Below are 18154 nucleotides of genomic sequence, written 5' to 3' on the forward strand. Positions count from 1 at the left end.
TACAAATAGTTAGGAGCTAATAGCAAATGAGTAATACAAAAAATAACGAAAATAATACATGGAAGAAATACCTTGAATATACAGCAGCCTTTTTAGGAATTCTATCTACAGGGTTAGGTATATTTATTACTATTAATACAATATCTATAAATGAAAAGATAAACGAACTTCAAAAAGCGAATTTGAATTTGGATAAACAACTTAAGGGAATGGATGTACAAATGAAAGAAAATGCGTTAATTAAAGATAAATTTGATAATTCAGTTCGTCTTGAATCTGAGTTTAAAATTTTTAATGCTAATGCTTTCGCAAGTAATTATAGAGAAAATAGCTTGCAAATTATGTGGCTAGATAACAAGATTCAGCAGGATATAGAAAAGTGGCTTGGAGATTGGATAAATTACAATAGACTTATGACAGGTTCATCCAAAGGTGGACTATTTGCTCGTCAAATAGTTTGTTTGCGAATTATAAATGCTGGAAATATTCCTGCAAGAAAGATTAAGGTGATAGCTAAACAAGCAAACTTTGATAATATAAGTGGTAAATTTCAAAAGCCTTACTATGAGGTAGATACAAATGAATTAATTTGGCAGAATAAAGAAATAGAAATTGGTGATTTAGCAGAATCTTCTCAGAAAGAATTGCTTAAGACTCAGATGCTTATTCCTCTTGCTCATATCTCAGGAAGTAACAGATATTTTGGTCAAGTCATAGTTCCTTTAGAGTTAACCTGGCATGATGAAAGAAAAAACACAATACAAAAAATTTCCATTGATATCAAAAGCAATAGTGCGCTCAAAAATGAACTACAGAGTTCTATGCTTGGTGTATCTAAATCTAGTTTCTGAAGTATAACAATCCGGTTGCACAGTAATGTGTAGTTTGACGACATGGGGCAGTAATTAGCCAATGATTGCGCGATCGCCCTCTTCAATTTCTTAGAGGAAAGTAGGACGGCAGCAAGCTACGCTCTTGTATTGAAAAACTGGACATCCCCTCAAAAATGGTGATGATTAATTTAATCTGCAATCTTTTTCTAAAATTTATGCGTTTAATCAATCATTTTCAGGGTTTAGCTGTTGCCACTGCATTAATTGCTCTGTTGGGATGTTCGCCAGCGCAAACCCAGGTGCCAACACCGACAATAGAAAAACCATTACAGCCAACGCCGATTGTATCTACCTCAATAAGCCCTCACCTGCTGTTGGGCAATCCCAGCAGCGCAACTCCCACAAAGCTTACGCCTGATAATTACCTCATGGTAAAAAACCAGTACGCACTTTCCTACAATCAAAGCAAGGGAACTGCCAACTGGGTAGTTTGGCAGTTAAATAAGTCATGGCTTGGCGATGCTGAACGCCAAAATAACTTCCGCCCTGATAATACTTTGCCTACTGGTTGGACGCGAATAACTCCCAGTGCTTACACAGGCTCAGGTTACGACCGAGGCCATATTGCACCATCGGGCGATCGCACCAAGACGATAGAGGATAATGCTGCCACTTTCCTGATGACCAACATGATGCCCCAGACACCGGACAACAACCGGAACACTTGGGGGAATTTAGAAGACTATTGTCGAGAACTGGTAAGTCTTGGAAAAGAACTTTATATTGTAGCTGGGCCTGCGGGAAGTCAAGGTGAACCCCTCAAAGGTAAGGTGACAGTTCCTAAATCAACTTGGAAGATAATTGTGGTTTTAGATAGCCCCGGCTCTGGACTTGATGGTATTACTGCTAATACTCGCGTTATTGCGGTTAATATTCCCAACGAGCAAGAAATCAACAACGATTGGAGAGCTTATAAAGTAAGTGTTGATGAATTAGAAAAACTCACAGGCTATGATTTTCTCTCTAATATTTCCCCAAATATTCAAGAAGTTATTGAAAGCAAAGTAGATAATTTGTAAACAGGTCAAGTTTCAACAACTTTTGTGGACAGTCCGATACTGTCTCCCGATGGAGTTTGACCAATAACATAGACATCAATCTCTATTTTCCCAAGGCGATACACCTGTAGATTGCTCAGGTTTTCTTCGAGTGTCTGCACAAGAGTTTGAAATCGTTTGACGGTTGCTTTCTCTTCTTCCTCATGCCAATCTTCTGCTGTCGTTGCTACACTAAAAAAATCGTCAACCTCCTCGACTTGAACGGGCGTATCTTGAGGATGATTTGTCAGTTTTAAGACTTTTTCAGGCGTTGCAGGTGCAATATTTGACCACAATAAAACTTCAAACGGGTACTCCGACTCGCTCATAAACAGCAAGCCGTCAGATGCGCGTTTTAGCTGTTCTAAAATTTCTGAATTAGTTTTAGTCATAAGCACTTAATAGAGCGTAGTTTACCGCCGCAGGTTAGGCATCGCACATAAAATACTATCCACCTCGCCGTGCATCCACCACACCCGTAAGCCGCATTTATTAACCGAGGCGAACGCTGCTTGGCAGATAGATTTACAAGCGACACCGATAGCGTAGCGTTAGCGACGCAGGAGCGTCATAGCCCGCCGCAGGCATCGCCTCATACACTGTGCAAAATATTCGGGTGGCAAGTATTTTATTATACCTTGTATAATAAAGCCATTATTTTTGAATTTCCTCCAGCCAACTCTAGTAAGGGAAAAAGTTATATGAAACTAATTAAAAAAGTTTTAGCAATCTGTTTTCTATTATTTGGCATTCCCTTTTCTGCTGTGATGATTCTGGACATTCTTAATCCAAAAACGGCTTCTCAAGACAAACAAAATGCTGTAGCTGCTTTAACTATTCTTACTATTCCATCGACAATTTTAGGAAGCTATTTGAGTTGGTCTTTAGTGCAGCAGAACCGAAAACAACAAGCATTACTTGTTGAATCAGAACAACAGCGTCTTCAGTTAGTGTTCTTAGAATTAATTGAGCAAAATGCTGGCAGAATAACGGTATTGCAACTGGCGAGAAATGCTAACATATCAACCCAGTCTGCTAAACAATATTTAGATGAGAAAGCCAAGGAACTCAATGCTTCTTTTGAAGTAAATGAGGATGGTAATGTTTTGTATCGGTTCTCTTTGTAAGACTGGTACGATTACAGCAGTTCAGGTCATGTTCCATCGGGTGAGCGCTGCGCGTTATCGGTTCGCCCTACACGGTATCATCCATCCAGCCACACTCAGAGCAATCCCAATGCACCCGTGCTGTGTAGTCGCGGTCAAACTCATGCTGGCACTGGGGACACTTGCCAGTAAATAAAGGATGGGTATCTAGCAGTTCTAGCTGTTGCTGTTGAGTCAAGCGCTGCTGTGGTTGCAGTATTAATTCATCGTTGTAATAACTGGCCCCCTCCGGTTCCCACAGTTCTGCTGGTTCGGCGTTGGGGTCAAGTCGAAAGTCCAAACAACTATCCCCCTTTGGCCCTGCTGGGTGAACGACACAGACGAGGTGAGGATCATGTGAGTAGAGGAGACAGCGATCGCATTGAGGAATTTTAGTCATAGTACCAGTTATACACCCTACTTTTTCCTCGCTTGATTTTATGGAGGGCGATCGCTTATGGTGGGCGCAAGAGCGCCATCGCTTTATAACGTAATGGGTCAGGCGAGTTTCTCAATAGGAGTGGTTGTCAGGATGTGCGGAGGATGGAGTCATACTGGCTCTTTGAAGGGGGATTGTATTTCTTTTGACAATAAATTGGACTAAAATTGGATAGCTAAATAGCAGTTAATAGCTTGTAAATGAATCCCTACACTATCTTTAATCAGACCGAACTTCAGCGTGTTAGTGATGGCATGACCCGACCCCTACTAGAAAATTGCGAGACTGCCTCACATATCCTTATTTTAGTCTGGCCACAACTTGGGGATTTTGATAGTCTGGAATATGCATGGTGGTTACAGCGCGAAGGTGAAAAATTGCCTCCTGAAAAACTTGCTATTCGTGCAGTAGGAATTGGCTCACGCGCCTCTGGAACAAGATTCTGTGAATATACAGGATTTCCACCCCAAAATTTATTTATTGAACCTAATGGAGAACTACATCACCAACTCAATCTTTATTCAGGTCTCAATCTTTCTCTCCCTGGACTTGACCCTGCTCAGAAAGCTTGGCTAAATCTACTGTTAATGTGTGCAGGGTTTGGAAGTCCTGGAACGCTAAGAGAAGTTTTTCGGGGATACAGGGGAGATCGTCAAGCCCCTCAACTAATTCTTGATGATGAAATTATTCAAGGTACTCCTCTACCTGCTTTTAAAGGCTCATTTTTCCAATTAGCTGGCGGCAATGGTTTTCAACGTCCCTTTGAATTAGCTACTCTACGGCTACGGAATATGGTGGAAGTTCTGAGCAATTGGCGAACTTATGTACCTAATTCTGCCTACTTAACTCAGCGTGGTGGAACTTTTCTGTTTGATAACAAAGGCCAGTTACTTTACTCTCATCGAGATCCAGGAATTTTGGGCTTTGCTGCTAATATGAGTCAGCCCCTATCATTTTTATCCTTGATGGAAACAGATAGCTTTCCCTCAACTCACTAATTCCTAATTGCTATTTCAATTTTGGTGTTTATCCTCTAAGAATTTCAGGAGACAGGCGATCGCTCAACCAAGTTAAGGATGCGTAGTTTACTGTCACAGACATCTCTCCTTCCATAATTAAGAAGTTGTCAGGAATTAAAGCAATCACTTCCAGCGGCCGTGACATTAGCGCTCACCCGCTTTTCAAAAAATCTACAAATTTATGAAACTCAATTACAGAAACAATTTAAACCTATTGTTAATCTGATAATAATTCCGTTAAATCCATACCATATATATAATAAGGATTTCGGTATTCTTCTGGAATATCATTCATTGATTCACTATTTTCTTGCAGATATTTACTATTACTCTCTTGATGCCTTTTAAGTTTTTGATGTATGGGTGAAGATTTATCTTTTTTACCGCTATTAATATAGTTTAAAATATCTTTCCTTAACTTATTCAATCTATTATGAGTAGCTAAAGGATTATCTGAAGATAGAGTATAAGCTGTTCTATAGTCATGCCCAGCCTCTCTCAATCTCTTCCATTCTTCGCATCTGGACTTTTGATTTAATGGTTCCATTGGATTAAATCTATCGTTGTAATTGCCAGTATATTTAAATTAGTTTAATTATTATATATTACCTACCTAGATAATCCCTTATTTTGCTACAGCAGACATTGGAGCATACATCAAGCGCATAACACCATTCGAGAACATGAAAACCACCAACGCGATGCCTGCGGCGGGCGGGTACGCCATCGCTCTCTCCAATCAAGAGAGGAAACTTTATATGTAGGTTATGATGAGCGTAGGCGTAGCCCACCGCAGGTATCGCAGTCAAGAAAATTGACATAGTTTTTCTATAATTTCCTCATATATAATTTTCATGTACATTGTTTCGCCTTATTTAACAAAGTAGTTTAAGATGAACTGGAATTTATTTAAAGCGATCGCTGACGGTTCATTCGGTAAGCAATCAGAAAATCACTGATCTACCAACAGGTTGTCCCCACTTCTATTCCAGTTTTGATCACTCTTCTTGATGATTCGCTGTAACACCTGCCTTAGAACACTGGGATGTAAAAATACACTGGGGGGTTTAAGTAGGTGCATCACTTCTAAGAAAAGCTTGTGGATGTCAGGGCTTTGGGCAGCCAGCAGCAACATTTGATCTAGATAGTACTGCATGAGTTGCGTCATCCAATTGGGTCGTCCGCCCACAGTAGTATGCCAGCGAAAATCTTCACCTGTTGCCATTAGCCAAGGGACTGCAATTATTTTGCTAAGTTGCTTTTGAAAGCTTTGGGATAGCCCGACTAAATTTCCATCAGCATGGCGAGATAATTGCTTACTCAAAGACTCATCTAACGTCAATGCACCTAGAGCCGCAGTAGTCATGCCTTGTCCATAGACGGGATTGAAAGCACAAACAGCATCACCTATTACCACAAACCCTGACGGCAATCTCGACAGTTTTTCATAGTGAAGCCACCTATTTTCCGTGCGGTGATAGGCTCTCACGGGCGAAATGGCTTGAGCATCTTTAATTGCTTCGTAGATAATTGGATTGCGTAAGCTACGAGCAAAGTCTAAAAACCCAGCTTCGTCAGTTGGTGGATAATCTCGACCAATTCCAGCAAGTGTAACTATCCAACGATTTCCTTCAATCGCAAACATTCCACCACTGCGTGTGCCTGGGGCTTTTGCCGTTACTAATGCACCTTGCCAATCAGTCTGAAAGTTTTCTGGAAGTTCATATAAGCGACTAGCATAGCCCAAAAAGGAATTAATCACAGTTTCTTTGGGTGGTGTATAACCCATTGCTTCTAACCACCGAGGAGCGAGAGAATTACGTCCGCTAGCATCTACTACTAAATCAGCAGTGAAATCTGTTTGTCTAGGAGAGCTATCTTGCCTCTCATCAAATTTTCGACGTACCTGCACACCCGTGACCTGAGTTTTGTTGGGGTTAGACAGCAATCCAGTAACAATTGCTGCTTGTACAAATACAACACGGTTATTAGTAGCTAAACGACGGCGGATAATCCATTCGAGTAAGTTCCGACTTAAACTGTAGACGTTCAAATCGGAATTAAAGCGGGGTGTCCATCCTCCTAAGCCATACCACAGGTAATCAGCACTGGCGTTAATGGCGACTGCGCCGGATGCCGCTAATTCAGTCTGGATACCTGGAAAAAGCTGTTCTAAGATATCCAAACCCCGTTTGAGTAAGACGTGGAGATGATGAGCTTGGGGTACACCAGGACGCTGTTCTGGTTGAGCGCTCAAATGATCGCGTTCGATAATTGTTACCCGGTTAAAGTATTTAGTCAGCACTTGCGCTGCTAACAGTCCAGCGATACTTCCCCCAATGACAAGAGCGTGGCGTTCGTTTAGTTGGGTCATAGTTGAATTGAACATCTGATATCCATGAATCCATAGTTACAGACTCTCATCTGAACATATAACAGGTGATACTTCAATTATCCATAACGTACCAGTATCTTCGGTGCGATGCCTACGGCGGATGGGTACGCCATTGCACATTTACTATGTATTTTCTAGTACATTACTAGCCAGTTGTATGTAGCGAAGCGATGACCGAGCGCTGTGGGTTGGCTGCTGAGTTCTACAGCGTTGGGTCAACAACTGGCGATTTGTGGCTGTTCTGTTCTGTTGATATCTCATTTAAACGGCAATTCAGAGAGTTGTGATGCCAAATTGCCAGAACCTTTGAACATAGCGGTGTAACTTCAACTTTTTCACAAGAGGAAAGCCCAAAGAGCAACACCGGACAGCCCCTCAAAGTAGACATCGCATACAAAAGGGCTTGGTCATGTCATAACCAAGCTCTTAGCTATCTCAATCAATTATTGGAGGTAGAGTAGTCTCATCAGAACCAATTAGGTAGCAGGAAGTTCTAAATTAACCTTGACAACTTTGTTCTTTTCTTGCTCAGTTTTTGGCAGTGTCAAATTCAAAATGCCGTCTTTATAATCTGCGGTGACATTGGTATTTTGAATTCGAGCAGATAGAGGAATTACACGTTGGAATTTACCATAGTAGAATTCACTTCTTGTAGTGCCATTGTTTTGGGTTTTAGTTTGGGACTTGCGTTCACCGCTAATGTGAACAGCGTCTTGGGTGACTTGAATATCCAGGTCTTTAGCCTCTAGTCCTGGCAGTTCTAGCTTGAGATGAATCGCATCATCAGTTTCGTGCAACTCAGCCGCCGGAACTCTGATAAAATCTCTGTCAAACCGTGCAGATGGTACTCTGGTATCTCCAAGTAAGCCATTGATGTGACGTTCTAAAGCGTTCAATTCTTGCCAGGGGTTGTAACGAACTAGTGCCATAACTCTTTTTCGGAAAAATTCAGTTCTTGTTTAATCGTTTTTGCACTTGGTTTTGTGCTTATGTATTCATAATAAGTATGGTTAAAATTCCTGTAAATTCGGTTCTCACCACCTAATAAAAGGATGATTACCGCACTATCTTAGGTATGAAAAAAGATTACGGTTTACTCGAATTTTAAGGTTCGGCAAACCCGAATAAGAACTATTAATACCAATAATAATCAACTAATTATTCTGCTGTTGAAAGGGATAGTGCAGCCAGGCGTTGCTTATATTTCCAAAACAACAACACCCAAGCTCTAGTCACTTAGTTATTTCCTCACATCCATCATTCGTTCAGGGTTGTACTGATTAAAGTCTACTGAGCAATCAGTTACAGCGCCCTCTGTTTACCACTAGGAGGAAATATCAGCGTTCGAGTTGGGTGTTGTTAGTTGACGAGACAGATTGCAATATAACAGCGTCTTTACCTCTTACTAAATTGAACATCGGCTGTCAAATCTGCCTATGAAGCTATAGGGCTTCAATTAATAAGTTATCACTCTATTAAAAGAGCAGGTTTACTTTGATACTAAACTTTACTTTTTCTAACTAAACGGCTGACCCCATCTCTCCCAATTCTCTTTGTTGAACGGCGATCGCCACTTCAAAATCAAGTTCAATTCCAATTCTTGCCGTGAGCGTCGTTCAATAGGCGTATCCCACCAAAAAGCGGCGTTTACTGCTGTTTGCAACCCATAGCGATAATGTAAGTCCTGATAGCTTGCTATGTAATCCTTGCAGGCGTGAATCCCTTTCCAGCGCTTGTTACTTCTGCAAGTTTCCCCCACATATAAAATCAGGTCAGCCGCAGAGTCAACGATGAAGTACAGACACGCATCGCCGGGGCTATCAGCTGGCATCCTCCAAAAAGAGAGCGATTGCACCTGTAACTGCAACGGATCAATCCGGTCTGGGTCGCAGTGGTTGGGTGCAATGTCGAATAATGTCGCCTGCTGCACTGGCTTGGTTTCCCTTACCCGTTGCTGATAGTCCAAAATTTGAGCTTTCCACTTCAGCAGGGCATCAGCACTCATCACCAGCCCCTCTGCTCTACGTGCTGGTGTGGGTTTCACTTCTGGAAATAGGTTTAGTTGATTGGGTTCCAAGGGTATTACGGGGAGCGTGCCGACTAGCTGATTATCCCCCAGAACTGAAGTGAGATAAACCTGTTAAAGGGTTTAGGAGGGCGATGCCTACGGCGGGCGGGTACGCCATCGCATTCTTTGAAACCGGAACCGGAACAATAAACTTATTTTTGCGCCCAAACCTGCGTGACGCGAGGGATGCAAAATATTGTTGTTTCGTCAGCAGCCAATGCCCTTATTTGGGCAATCGTCTGGTCAATCTCTTCTTGTGTTGTCAGTCCAGCTTCAATGAAAGCATCAACTGCCTCAAATAATGATAAATCAACTAGGCGCTTGGTGTTAGAGCGCACTACAACGGGTTGCACCAAAGAAACGGATGGTGCAACCAACCCAACATCCTGAAAAACTCGGTATAGCGTGGTTCCAAGACGAAAATGCTGACCGCGAATGTCGCTGATAGCTAAGAAAAGTTCAAAACAACGCTCATAAGCTGGGGATGGCGGATCACAAAAGGCACAGCTAAAGTCTGCTTCCTCGCACACCATTAATCCACCAGGCTTAAGAAGCGATCGCATTTGGTCGAGTGCATCAGCAGGACGAGTTAAGTGCATTAGCAAAAAGCGGCAGTAAACCAAGTCAAAAGATTCTTTAGGTAATCCTATATCGTAGGCATTGCCAAGGGTAAATTTTATATTGCTTAAACCCTGAGCCTGTGAATTCTGCTGCGCCTTTTCTAGCTGTGCAGCACTCATATCTACACCAAAAACGGAGCCGCCAGAACCAACCTGTTGGGCCAGCCAGTTAGAAACATTACCAGTTCCGCAACCAATGTCAGCTACTAACATTCCTCGCTCAAGTCCAACTTGCCGGAATAAGAATTCTGTATAGGGCTTGTGGATGATGTTGAGGATTGAAAGCCGATGTGCGCCTAACTCCCCTGTGGCAAGTGTATAACGATCATCTTGCGCCATTTTTATCCCCCATACTACATACAACCTTCAGACTTCGGTAATTGTATAGCTCCTCTGACCGTTTAGATACAGCCAAGCAATTACAGTCAGCACAGCGCGTAACTGCTCAACTAGAGGCGGAAGTTAAGCAGTTACGGCAAGCCAATAACCAGTTAGAGCAAGTCAATAACCAATTAGAAACAACTAACCAACAATTACAACAGGAGAAAGCAGTAAAGGATGAGGTGATTAGCCATAATGCTAAGTTCGGTATGGAAAACAAGAAAGACCCCAGTAATCCTGCCAGCTATGCCAACAAGGGCAAGGACACAGATAAAATTCTGTTGCTGATAAATGAAGAATTTCTAAGTGGGGAAGGCTTTAAGGCGGGGAGAAATTAAAGTTATTTTTTCCCTTACAAACTAATTACATAATCACCACTAAGTTTATGTAATTAGTGGATTTTAAATGACGAAATTGTATACCAAACTACATTTTCTCCAGACTATGCCACAACTTAGCTTGGACTATTCCTAGACTATGCCACAACTTAGCGCTCTTAATCAGTTTTTTCAATTTGTAAATTCCCTAGACTAAGCTTGGACTATCCTTAGACTATGCCACAACTTAGCGTAGGGAATCACTATTTTTTGTCTGCAACAATTCTTCGATTAAAGAATAAGATAACCATACTCACTATGGTTATTTTAGGTTATTTTCATTTCAGCCATTTTCGCAGAGCATTTAAAGCGAAAAAATGATTTATTCGGGTCAAAAATTATTTTAGTAGAGGAAGATGCCGGAAGCGATCGCGCCGGAGTCCCAATTAGATGAGGCGATTTTATTCGCGGTCAGAAATTGAAACTTCAAAAGTTATGCTAATTTTCCAGATATTAAAACTGAAGTTGGCAAGCGATTGCTATAGCTATCAGCCAACTTTGGAGCGCGGTTACAGGAGTTATGCCACAGAAAAATAATAAGCATAACTATTGGGGTGATGATGTAACCGCTCGGTAGGTGATCGCCTTGGGAAGAAATAAGTTTGGTAAAAGACAGTTTCCATAACCTATTTTTCAAACCCATCGCCTACTATGCACAAACTACAGAAGTACGACAAAAGTATTGGCGGTAGGGGAGCGGAAGTGATCGCCTTGCAATTACTAACCAAGCGCTCAGGGATTTATCAGGCTGTAAGAGCTTGCTAGTACGTGATTGGATTGAACAGGACAAAGACGAAATAATCAGCCATAATGCTAAGTTCGGCATGGAAAATAAGAAAGACCCCAGTAACCCTGCCAGCTATGCTAATAAAGGAAAGAACACAGATAAAATTTTGTTGCTGATTAATGAAGAGTTTCTCAGTGGTGAAAGTTTTCGCAAAAATAAAAATTGAGGATAGGTAAGTTGAACGATGTTCTTCTCATCTGTTGGGATTTAGCGATATTTAAAATAGCTGATAAACGTAAAGCATGAAGTGAGAATTAAGATTTTAAGGGCTATATATTAAGAATATGCAGACATATTAAGTATAATTATTTTATAGATATTTACATTTATGTTTTTATTTTTAACGGCAATAATTACTTTTTTTGTTCTTTTAATTTTATCATCTGCTGTGTTTGATTTGCTCCCAAAAGCTATTTCTAACAATAAATCTATTTTCAATATAGTTACGATTGTAGTTACTTCTTTGATCGTTGTTCCGCCAATGATTTGGATGTATCGTAATTTTGACACTTTATACCATCCAATAGGAGAAATAAATCATTGGCAGAATCTTGATAATGTGGGTAATTTTATTTTTTTATGGTCTTTGGTAATTTTATTTACTTATATTTTTTCTAATGTTTTAAAGTTCCTAATCAAAATATTAAGAATAAATTTTAATGAAGAACAAAAAACAAAAGTTTTTTATATAAGGTTTATTTTTTATTAATTATGCTGTGTATAGTTGTTTCTATCTTTTGGAATATGGATTTCTTAAGTAGAAATTCTGTAGTGCCGCAACAACAAGAATGTACTAAGTTTGAGCCTCCAACCGGAAAAGGTCTTGGTAGGTATCTCAAGTGCGATTAATTATTATTAATAATAAGATATCTTCTAAAAATTTGGTATGCCTTAATATTTTAAGCAGCCTGCAACATGATTTAATGGGTTTTTGCAAAAGGATTCTTGGGCTTGAGAAGAATTCTATCACCCAATCTATAAATTGTGATCGCCAAAAATAACCTCTTGATTCAGGATGTTGTTTCAGGAGTGTAGTATGGTCTTAATCCTTACTCTATATCTGTTTTACCTTGATGTCGTTTAAGTCATATTTCCCGACTTCTCACCGAGTTTGGACTAATTGGCATTTAGCAGCAATGATATAGAAGGCAAGGGAAAGTTACCCAACTTCTTGTAGAGGCTGAGTTAAGCAAAATCGTTGTTAGATGGGAACGGCAAAAGGTTTTTTTGATGCATTCATTGACCTTGCTACCATCCACAGCTGGATTAACAAAATATTCTTAGTGGGATAGATTCAAGTAATTTTTCTCAAAAAGTATATGAAATAGTAACCATAAAGGTACTTATTCATACATACTTAAAATGTTAAAAAAATTTTGATTTTTCTTGCCAATAATTTTGAACAACATAAGAATAGCTTCCTTGAATATTCTTAACTAAGAAATCTATACATTCTAGTGCAAGTATTTTTTTTATTTCATTTTGTTCTCTTGCTACTTTTTCTAAATCGTTATAGTTAGCTTGTATCCTTTCTGCTTCTATCCCATACCGATAATAAGCAATATATGTCCTTATTGATCCCGCAAACCCACCATAATTAGGATCAATTTTAAAAATTTTTTTTACTTCAGTTAATTTTAAATCTCCAATTATTATTTCAGGTATTTCTTGATCAACAATTTCTAAAACTTCAATTAAGTTCTCTCTCTGAAAATTTGGAAGTGGATACGAAGTAGATATCTGAGTTATAAAATATGGTAATTGTAAGTAATCATAAATTGCGCGTATAAAGTCATTATCTAACTTGTTTTCTATTGGCGCTAAAAGTTCATCACGCAAATTTTGAGAAAACAAACTATCCTTTTTAATTTTATTAATAATTGTTTTAATATCTAATATTCGACTTGACTCTATTTCAAACCGATAATTATTGAATGTTTCTAAATAATTATTATGAACTATTTTAAATTGAGAAAAAACTGGTTCGATAAAATTGTCTAAATAATTTTGCTTATTTTCTTTAAATTTATCGCTCCGATTAAAAATAAAATCAACTAATGCAATGATTTCCGCTATCATTTGTAAATTGTCCTAATTAAATAAATTGCTTGTTTATAAAGTATCTAGAAACATGGACTAAGTTAAAAATCTTTCAATTTGAAAAGCAAGCCACCAGCAAAACTTACAAGTATATGACGAAAATTTAACCAAAGTGATTACAGTTAAATTTAATACCTTAGGTACTATAGTTTCTTTTTCCCCTCTAGTTTGAATACCATCAATTGCGGCATAAGCAAGGTCTAGCTCAACGTAAAACATTTTTTCTGCTAGTTCGTCTTTTTTGATGTATTGTCATACCAATAAAATTGGGTTCATTTGAGAGCAATATTTAAGCAAAAATTCCTATCTGTATAAAACCTTTCTGACTTTCTGAGAAGTCCAATTGACATGAACCGCTATTTTTATACGTACCAGCCTTGCGGTTTTAACCTGATAAAAGCTGCTCGGTCTTTGATTTTCTGTTATCCGTCAGCTGTTTTCAATCTATAGTTCTATTTTAGCCAACGTTTAACTTTTATTTGATGTTCAGAAAGTATATTTACAATGGAAACCCTACGAGACTTTAGGCAATTCTAACTTTTGTTTCAACTTTACATAATTTCTTCCCCTAACGGGGATGGAAACACATCCAGAACGACAGCTACCTTGACATCCGGCATTCTTTACAAACACCTTGCGGGGCAAGGGGATTGAAACTTAGATTTGGACTAACTAAGTTAGTTGAAATTAGACGGTTCCACAACCTATTACCCCTAGCGGGAACTATTCGCATTAATTTCTAGCTTTTCATCAACTTCTATCTCTACACCACCTCTACCAACAGGTGACAGCATCGCCAAACTCGCAGCCGCACCCAATACCTGCTCATCCGTTACTTCCAGATATCTTTGCAACTGCTCCCTTCTTTCGATGCCCCGAAATTTCCTAAATTATCCGCAGTGGAATGGAACTTCTGGACAACATTTCCCCCAGCAATAACCGGATTTGATGAATTTCAACCTGTAGTTACTGAAGATCCGATTGGGGACAACTCTGATCGTATCTAGCAACAGAACCTAGTACATCTAGCTCTTCACACCAAATAATTTTTCCCACTGCCCTTTAGAATCAATTTTTAGAGGGCTTTTTATTGTCTATGCCAGCTATGCCAACAAGGGGAAGTGTACAGATAAAATTCTGTTGCTGATAAATGAAGAATTTTTGAACGGTGAAGGTTTTAAGGCAGGGAGAAACTAAAGCGGCGTTATCGGGCTGGAGATCACAAACAAAGTGAACGTTGAGCATTCCCCTGGAAAGAGAACCAAGATTCAACATTAAATCTACAAAAATTTACCCCGTTTTTGACCCCTTGTTAAGAATGGTTCCTAAAAGGCGAAAACGCCTATACCGTAATACCTTCAGCCTTTGTAAATAAATCTTGTGAAAGATTACAATTGTGCTTTGATTTTGCTGTTTTGTGCATGACACCGAAAATCGCCAAAATTCCCGATTTTCCCCAATTCTCACCAATTAAACTCAATATATCCCAATCCTCCAGAACGCAAATTCAAATTCATCGCTGATTTTTTTACCTCTTCAACATCTTCCAGTCACCAAATTCTCATTAGCTCAATAATTCCCAATAAATCCCAAAAGTCACCCGATTTATCCCCATATTTACCTACTAATTTTAAACAAGCTTAAAAGGTTTTAAGCGCTGTAATCCATCTTTTTTTGACGCACAGTACGCCATATTTGGCGGAAAGTTTGTTGAGGTAAAAATCAAGAATCAGCCAAAAATGAGTCCGATAAAACTACAAAAGGACTACAAAAGCGACTGAGGTTTTACAACTGCAATATCCAATCAAAGCAGAGGTCTAGAGCAGAGGGGCAGGGGAGGAAAGAGTTGATAGACAATTAGTTCTTTCCCTCCTGCTTCCCTCAATGCAAAAGTTCCCAATACCGTTTGGTATTGGGAGTGGAGAGAAGCGATCGCTTTGTGTGACAACCAAAATCTCAATTGGGAGGCAAGGTAACACAGAGCGATCGTGTCACCTGACCACGCCACTGTTAGGAGAGATCACCTCCGGTGGGCGGGTAGACTATCACCAGCGTCGTCTTTGACATGAGATTCCAGAAAAACCTCACGAATCAAAGCCGCCTGTGCTTCTAATTTTTTAATTGACCAAATTGCCTTCTGCCTGAGTTCTTCACCATCGACGGAATCAGCAGAGATGGTGAAAGGCAACCAATATTGTTTGAGGGTCAACATCACTATTTGAGGTAAGTTGCCTAAACCAAAAGGTTCTGTTTTCAGATAACTAATTATCTGCCCGTCGATAGTGTCTACCCTTCGCTTAATTGAAAGAATTACTTGTTGGCTCTGTTTCATTTTTTTATGCAAAAATTTGTGTGGATTAATCACAGCAGCGTCGCGGGAGCAATATCACTTTGCAGAATCAAAATGCAGAACTGAATTAAAGTCTAACCGAAATATTTTCCTTTACAAACTCAGTCATAATCCCCACTAAGTCTATGTAATTAGTGGGTTTTAAATAGCAAAATTGTATACCAAATCACAATTTCTCTAGGACTGTTCTAGGACTAGTCTGCGACTGCTCTAGGATTGCTGTATGACTAGTTTCGGGAATCACGGGGAGCAATTGCTAATTTCTCTACGACTAGTCTACGACTGTTCTAGGACAGCTCTAGGACTAGTTTGGGGAATCGCTATTTTTTGCTGTCAACAATTCTTCGTTTAGAGAATAAAATAACCGTACCCATTACGCTTATTTTGGGTAACTTAAATTTGAGCCATTTTTGCATGGCGTTTGAGGCGAAAAAATGAAAATTTCGAGTAAAAAATTATTTTAGCAGTATTGGGTGAGATGGCAGAGGCGATCGCAATCAGATCAAATTGACTACAAAAGAACGACAAAAGAACGACAAAACAAGATCAGGTTTCACAGATGGAATGACAACGCCCATTTCACCCAATCCCTAATCTTCAATGTTTAATCGGGCCACCAGGGGAGTAGAGCGTAGCTTGCCTTTGGCATCGCCTCTTCCCCAACCCCCAACACCCAACACCCAACACCCAACACCCAACACCCAACACCCAACACCCAACACCCAACACCCAACACCCAACACCCAACACCCAACACCCAACACCCAACACCCAACACCCAACACCCAACATTCAACACCCAACACCCAACACCCAACACCCAATGACCAATGACCAATGACTAATGACCAACGCCCAACACCCAACGCCCAACGCCCAACACCCAACGCCCAACGCCCAACGCCTAACGTCTAACGTCTAACGTCTAATGTTCAATACAGTCAAGCTAGTGTCAAGGGAGTAGGAGCGATCGCCCTGCCCTGGTGGCCCAATAACCTAAAAATATATTGGAGATTTAGGGTTTTGGTAGTCATGGTCTGGTAGTCATGATGAATTTGGTAGTCATGATGGTTAATATCTATTTATATAGAGGGCGTGACTACGGTATCAGAATTTGATACAAAATGCCGCTATTCTCAGTGGTGACTACTAAGTATTGTATAAAAACTAGCATTGCTAAGTGAGTACAAAAATGAAGCGATGCCAAACGTGAGTGCGTCTCCAAGAGTTGGCGGCAAGCTACGCCCGTAGTCACCTCAAGAATTGAGATTGGGGATTTGGGTTTTTGGTAGTCATGGTTTGGTAGTCACGATGAATTTGGTAGTCATGATAGTTAATATCTATTTATATAGAAGGCGTGACTACGGTATCAGAATTTGATACAAAATGCGGCTATTCTCAGTGGTGACTACCAATTTTGTATAAAACCCAGCATTACCAAGTGGGTACAGAAATGATGCGCTCGTCCGTAGTCATGCTAAGAATTGAGATTGGAGGTTTAGGGTTTTGGTAGTCATGGTCTGGTAGTCACGATGAATTTGGTAGTCATGATAGTTAATATCTATTTATATAGAAGGCGTGACTACGGTATCAGAATTTGATACAAAATACGGCTATTCTCAGTGGTGACTACCAAAAACCGTATAAAAACCAGCATTGCCAAGCTAGTACAGAAATGAAGTGGTTGCCCGTAGCCAAGCCAAGAATTGAGATTGGGGATTTGGGGTTTGGTAGTCATGGTTTGGTAGTCACGATGAATTTGGTAGTCATGATGATTAATATCTATTTATATAGAGGGCGTGACTACGGTATCAGAGCTTGATACAAAATACGGCTATTCTCAGTGGTGACTACCAAAAACCGTATAAAAGCTAGCATCAGTAAGTTGCTAGAGAATTAATTGGGATAAAGCGATCGCTTCGGGAATTAAGCATAGGCCGAAGAAGGTGCTTCGGCTAGCAAGAACCGCAGGCATCGCGGCCATTGTCTAACTACTGCCGGGAGCAAAATCAAGAGCGGTGGCTTTAACGTCTGAAGGGGTGAGGCAAGCGATCGCAGTTCACCTCCTAGCCAATATTCACAACCTGTTATCAATCTCAAAACTAGTTAGTAAAAATGTCTAACCGGATAGATGCAATATGGAGCGTAGCTGCCATACACACCTGGGGAAATTGCCAGCCGTCTTAGAGATGCTCTCGCGCTCGGTAGGCGATGCCTTTGGCGGGTGTAGCCATCGCGGACACCGCTTCGCAGTTAAAGTAGTTATGCCTTAAAATTTTCAATAGGCATAACTCTTGTAACTACCATGACAGATCGCATTGACCAAATCATAGAGAAGCTTCAACAATTAAAGGAAATCAGGCAGCATCTGGTCAATGAACCAATGTCTGAATCTGGGGTCTGGATTCATCAGTATCTGACTTTTCACGGGATGTGGAAAGGGGAAATTGGTTCGCGAATGATATTCGCGAATCACTGTGACTTTTTATATTTAGAAGCTTCCTCAACCAAATCTTTTAAACCCTGATTGAGAATTTCAACCG

At 40.1% G+C, this 18154-nt stretch carries 25 protein-coding genes; 10 read left to right on the forward strand and 15 right to left on the reverse strand.

Translation table 11 applies throughout. The features are described 5' to 3' along the window. Window positions 1-26: 26 nt before the first annotated feature. The gene (locus H6G92_RS28795) at window positions 27-851 is read left to right on the forward strand and encodes a hypothetical protein (RefSeq protein WP_190898892.1); all 825 of its coding nucleotides are present in this window, start codon (window positions 27-29) and stop codon (window positions 849-851) included. Window positions 852-1048: 197 nt separating this feature from the next. Next, on the forward strand, window positions 1049-1912 hold the full coding sequence (locus H6G92_RS28800) for a DNA/RNA non-specific endonuclease (protein ID WP_190898893.1): 864 nt from the start codon (window positions 1049-1051) through the stop codon (window positions 1910-1912). 5 nt (window positions 1913-1917) lie between these two features. On the opposite strand, the gene H6G92_RS28805 is transcribed toward H6G92_RS28800, so the two are convergent. Beyond that, a complete protein-coding gene (locus H6G92_RS28805; RefSeq protein WP_190898894.1) occupies window positions 1918-2322 on the reverse strand; it encodes a nuclease A inhibitor family protein in 405 nt (134 codons plus the stop codon). A gap of 309 nt (window positions 2323-2631) precedes the next feature. Between H6G92_RS28805 and H6G92_RS28810 the strand changes: the two genes are divergently transcribed. Further along, a complete protein-coding gene (locus tag H6G92_RS28810) occupies window positions 2632-3057 on the forward strand; it encodes a hypothetical protein (RefSeq protein ID WP_190898896.1) in 426 nt (141 codons plus the stop codon). 67 nt (window positions 3058-3124) lie between these two features. Here the strand turns inward: H6G92_RS28810 and H6G92_RS28815 are convergent, their stop codons facing one another. Further along, window positions 3125-3475, reverse strand: coding sequence for a hypothetical protein (locus H6G92_RS28815; protein WP_190898897.1), 351 nt, complete (start codon window positions 3473-3475; stop codon window positions 3125-3127). Window positions 3476-3714: 239 nt separating this feature from the next. Here H6G92_RS28815 and H6G92_RS28820 point away from each other — a divergent pair, with 239 nt between their 5' ends. Beyond that, window positions 3715-4512 (forward strand): peroxiredoxin-like family protein, encoded by a 798-nt coding sequence (locus H6G92_RS28820; protein WP_190898898.1) that lies wholly within the window; start codon window positions 3715-3717, stop codon window positions 4510-4512. Between the two features lie 28 nt (window positions 4513-4540). Here H6G92_RS28820 and H6G92_RS28825 read toward each other — a convergent pair whose 3' ends face one another. The 7 genes from H6G92_RS28825 to H6G92_RS28855 form a co-directional block, all read right to left on the reverse strand. Then, window positions 4541-4678 carry a hypothetical protein gene (locus H6G92_RS28825; protein ID WP_190898899.1) on the reverse strand — a complete coding sequence of 46 codons (138 nt, stop codon included), beginning with the start codon at window positions 4676-4678 and terminating at the stop codon, window positions 4541-4543. Between the two features lie 72 nt (window positions 4679-4750). After that, the gene (locus tag H6G92_RS28830) at window positions 4751-5080 is read right to left on the reverse strand and encodes a hypothetical protein (RefSeq protein ID WP_190898900.1); all 330 of its coding nucleotides are present in this window, start codon (window positions 5078-5080) and stop codon (window positions 4751-4753) included. A gap of 58 nt (window positions 5081-5138) precedes the next feature. Next, a complete protein-coding gene (locus H6G92_RS28835) occupies window positions 5139-5354 on the reverse strand; it encodes a hypothetical protein (RefSeq protein ID WP_190898901.1) in 216 nt (71 codons plus the stop codon). Window positions 5355-5485: 131 nt separating this feature from the next. Then, window positions 5486-6907 (reverse strand): FAD-dependent oxidoreductase, encoded by a 1422-nt coding sequence (locus H6G92_RS28840; RefSeq protein WP_199345014.1) that lies wholly within the window; start codon window positions 6905-6907, stop codon window positions 5486-5488. Window positions 6908-7404: 497 nt separating this feature from the next. Beyond that, window positions 7405-7857, reverse strand: coding sequence for an Hsp20/alpha crystallin family protein (locus tag H6G92_RS28845; protein WP_190898903.1), 453 nt, complete (start codon window positions 7855-7857; stop codon window positions 7405-7407). Window positions 7858-8444: 587 nt separating this feature from the next. After that, entirely contained in the window at window positions 8445-9005 is a 561-nt protein-coding gene (locus tag H6G92_RS28850; protein WP_313890003.1) for a GIY-YIG nuclease family protein, read from the reverse strand. A gap of 143 nt (window positions 9006-9148) precedes the next feature. Next, entirely contained in the window at window positions 9149-9955 is an 807-nt protein-coding gene (locus H6G92_RS28855; RefSeq protein ID WP_190898905.1) for a class I SAM-dependent methyltransferase, read from the reverse strand. Between the two features lie 41 nt (window positions 9956-9996). On the opposite strand from H6G92_RS28855, the gene H6G92_RS28860 reads away from it, so the two are divergent. The 3 genes from H6G92_RS28860 to H6G92_RS28870 all read left to right on the forward strand — a co-directional run bounded on the left by H6G92_RS28860 (window position 9997) and on the right by H6G92_RS28870 (window position 11870). Next, complete coding sequence (locus H6G92_RS28860) at window positions 9997-10335, forward strand: hypothetical protein (protein WP_190898907.1); 339 nt, start codon at window positions 9997-9999, stop codon at window positions 10333-10335. Window positions 10336-11132: 797 nt separating this feature from the next. Further along, window positions 11133-11327 carry a hypothetical protein gene (locus H6G92_RS28865; RefSeq protein ID WP_190898910.1) on the forward strand — a complete coding sequence of 65 codons (195 nt, stop codon included), beginning with the start codon at window positions 11133-11135 and terminating at the stop codon, window positions 11325-11327. Window positions 11328-11489: 162 nt separating this feature from the next. After that, window positions 11490-11870 (forward strand): hypothetical protein, encoded by a 381-nt coding sequence (locus tag H6G92_RS28870; protein ID WP_190898912.1) that lies wholly within the window; start codon window positions 11490-11492, stop codon window positions 11868-11870. 656 nt (window positions 11871-12526) lie between these two features. On the opposite strand, the gene H6G92_RS28875 is transcribed toward H6G92_RS28870, so the two are convergent. From H6G92_RS28875 to H6G92_RS28895, 5 genes are all read right to left on the reverse strand, one after another. Further along, a complete protein-coding gene (locus H6G92_RS28875) occupies window positions 12527-13240 on the reverse strand; it encodes a hypothetical protein (protein WP_190898914.1) in 714 nt (237 codons plus the stop codon). Between the two features lie 734 nt (window positions 13241-13974). Continuing rightward, window positions 13975-14115, reverse strand: a complete 141-nt coding sequence (locus H6G92_RS39750; protein ID WP_242059345.1) for a hypothetical protein — start codon at window positions 14113-14115, stop codon at window positions 13975-13977. 950 nt (window positions 14116-15065) lie between these two features. Then, a complete protein-coding gene (locus H6G92_RS28885) occupies window positions 15066-15269 on the reverse strand; it encodes a hypothetical protein (RefSeq protein ID WP_190898854.1) in 204 nt (67 codons plus the stop codon). Between the two features lie 12 nt (window positions 15270-15281). Then, window positions 15282-15593, reverse strand: coding sequence for a hypothetical protein (locus H6G92_RS28890; protein ID WP_190898852.1), 312 nt, complete (start codon window positions 15591-15593; stop codon window positions 15282-15284). 608 nt (window positions 15594-16201) lie between these two features. Then, the gene (locus H6G92_RS28895; protein ID WP_190898916.1) at window positions 16202-16498 is read right to left on the reverse strand and encodes a hypothetical protein; all 297 of its coding nucleotides are present in this window, start codon (window positions 16496-16498) and stop codon (window positions 16202-16204) included. A gap of 710 nt (window positions 16499-17208) precedes the next feature. Here H6G92_RS28895 and H6G92_RS28900 point away from each other — a divergent pair. Continuing rightward, entirely contained in the window at window positions 17209-17433 is a 225-nt protein-coding gene (locus tag H6G92_RS28900; protein ID WP_190898850.1) for a hypothetical protein, read from the forward strand. A 104-nt stretch (window positions 17434-17537) separates the two neighbouring features. On the opposite strand, the gene H6G92_RS28905 is transcribed toward H6G92_RS28900, so the two are convergent. Beyond that, window positions 17538-17711 (reverse strand): hypothetical protein, encoded by a 174-nt coding sequence (locus tag H6G92_RS28905; protein WP_190898848.1) that lies wholly within the window; start codon window positions 17709-17711, stop codon window positions 17538-17540. Between the two features lie 38 nt (window positions 17712-17749). On the opposite strand from H6G92_RS28905, the gene H6G92_RS40515 reads away from it, so the two are divergent. Both H6G92_RS40515 and H6G92_RS28910 read left to right on the forward strand, forming a co-directional pair. Continuing rightward, window positions 17750-17884: a hypothetical protein gene (locus H6G92_RS40515; RefSeq protein WP_277926787.1), complete on the forward strand. Its 135-nt coding sequence runs from the start codon at window positions 17750-17752 to the stop codon at window positions 17882-17884. A gap of 32 nt (window positions 17885-17916) precedes the next feature. Then, window positions 17917-18138 carry a hypothetical protein gene (locus H6G92_RS28910; protein WP_190898846.1) on the forward strand — a complete coding sequence of 74 codons (222 nt, stop codon included), beginning with the start codon at window positions 17917-17919 and terminating at the stop codon, window positions 18136-18138. The last annotated feature ends 16 nt before the right edge of the window (window positions 18139-18154 follow it).

The sequence above is a fragment of the Nostoc foliaceum FACHB-393 genome (genome assembly GCF_014698505.1).
In the GTDB taxonomy this organism is placed as follows: Bacteria; Cyanobacteriota; Cyanobacteriia; order Cyanobacteriales; family Nostocaceae; genus Nostoc; species Nostoc foliaceum_A.

Excerpts from the sequence above, each read along its gene's own strand:
- H6G92_RS28845 (WP_190898903.1), bottom strand. The coding sequence starts at position 7,857 with ATGGCACTAGTTCGTTACAACCCCTGGCAAGAATTGAACGCTTTAGAA.
- H6G92_RS28870 (WP_190898912.1), top strand. The coding sequence starts at position 11,490 with ATGTTTTTATTTTTAACGGCAATAATTACTTTTTTTGTTCTTTTAATT.
- H6G92_RS28825 (WP_190898899.1), bottom strand. The coding sequence starts at position 4,678 with ATGTCACGGCCGCTGGAAGTGATTGCTTTAATTCCTGACAACTTCTTA.
- H6G92_RS28890 (WP_190898852.1), bottom strand. The coding sequence starts at position 15,593 with ATGAAACAGAGCCAACAAGTAATTCTTTCAATTAAGCGAAGGGTAGAC.
- H6G92_RS28815 (WP_190898897.1), bottom strand. The coding sequence starts at position 3,475 with ATGACTAAAATTCCTCAATGCGATCGCTGTCTCCTCTACTCACATGAT.
- H6G92_RS28835 (WP_190898901.1), bottom strand. The coding sequence starts at position 5,354 with ATGTCAATTTTCTTGACTGCGATACCTGCGGTGGGCTACGCCTACGCT.
- H6G92_RS28840 (WP_199345014.1), bottom strand. The coding sequence starts at position 6,907 with ATGACCCAACTAAACGAACGCCACGCTCTTGTCATTGGGGGAAGTATC.
- H6G92_RS28855 (WP_190898905.1), bottom strand. The coding sequence starts at position 9,955 with ATGGCGCAAGATGATCGTTATACACTTGCCACAGGGGAGTTAGGCGCA.
- H6G92_RS28800 (WP_190898893.1), top strand. The coding sequence starts at position 1,049 with ATGCGTTTAATCAATCATTTTCAGGGTTTAGCTGTTGCCACTGCATTA.
- H6G92_RS28810 (WP_190898896.1), top strand. The coding sequence starts at position 2,632 with ATGAAACTAATTAAAAAAGTTTTAGCAATCTGTTTTCTATTATTTGGC.
- H6G92_RS28830 (WP_190898900.1), bottom strand. The coding sequence starts at position 5,080 with ATGGAACCATTAAATCAAAAGTCCAGATGCGAAGAATGGAAGAGATTG.
- H6G92_RS28805 (WP_190898894.1), bottom strand. The coding sequence starts at position 2,322 with ATGACTAAAACTAATTCAGAAATTTTAGAACAGCTAAAACGCGCATCT.
- H6G92_RS28910 (WP_190898846.1), top strand. The coding sequence starts at position 17,917 with ATGACAGATCGCATTGACCAAATCATAGAGAAGCTTCAACAATTAAAG.
- H6G92_RS28820 (WP_190898898.1), top strand. The coding sequence starts at position 3,715 with ATGAATCCCTACACTATCTTTAATCAGACCGAACTTCAGCGTGTTAGT.
- H6G92_RS28875 (WP_190898914.1), bottom strand. The coding sequence starts at position 13,240 with ATGATAGCGGAAATCATTGCATTAGTTGATTTTATTTTTAATCGGAGC.
- H6G92_RS28795 (WP_190898892.1), top strand. The coding sequence starts at position 27 with ATGAGTAATACAAAAAATAACGAAAATAATACATGGAAGAAATACCTT.
- H6G92_RS40515 (WP_277926787.1), top strand. The coding sequence starts at position 17,750 with ATGGAGCGTAGCTGCCATACACACCTGGGGAAATTGCCAGCCGTCTTA.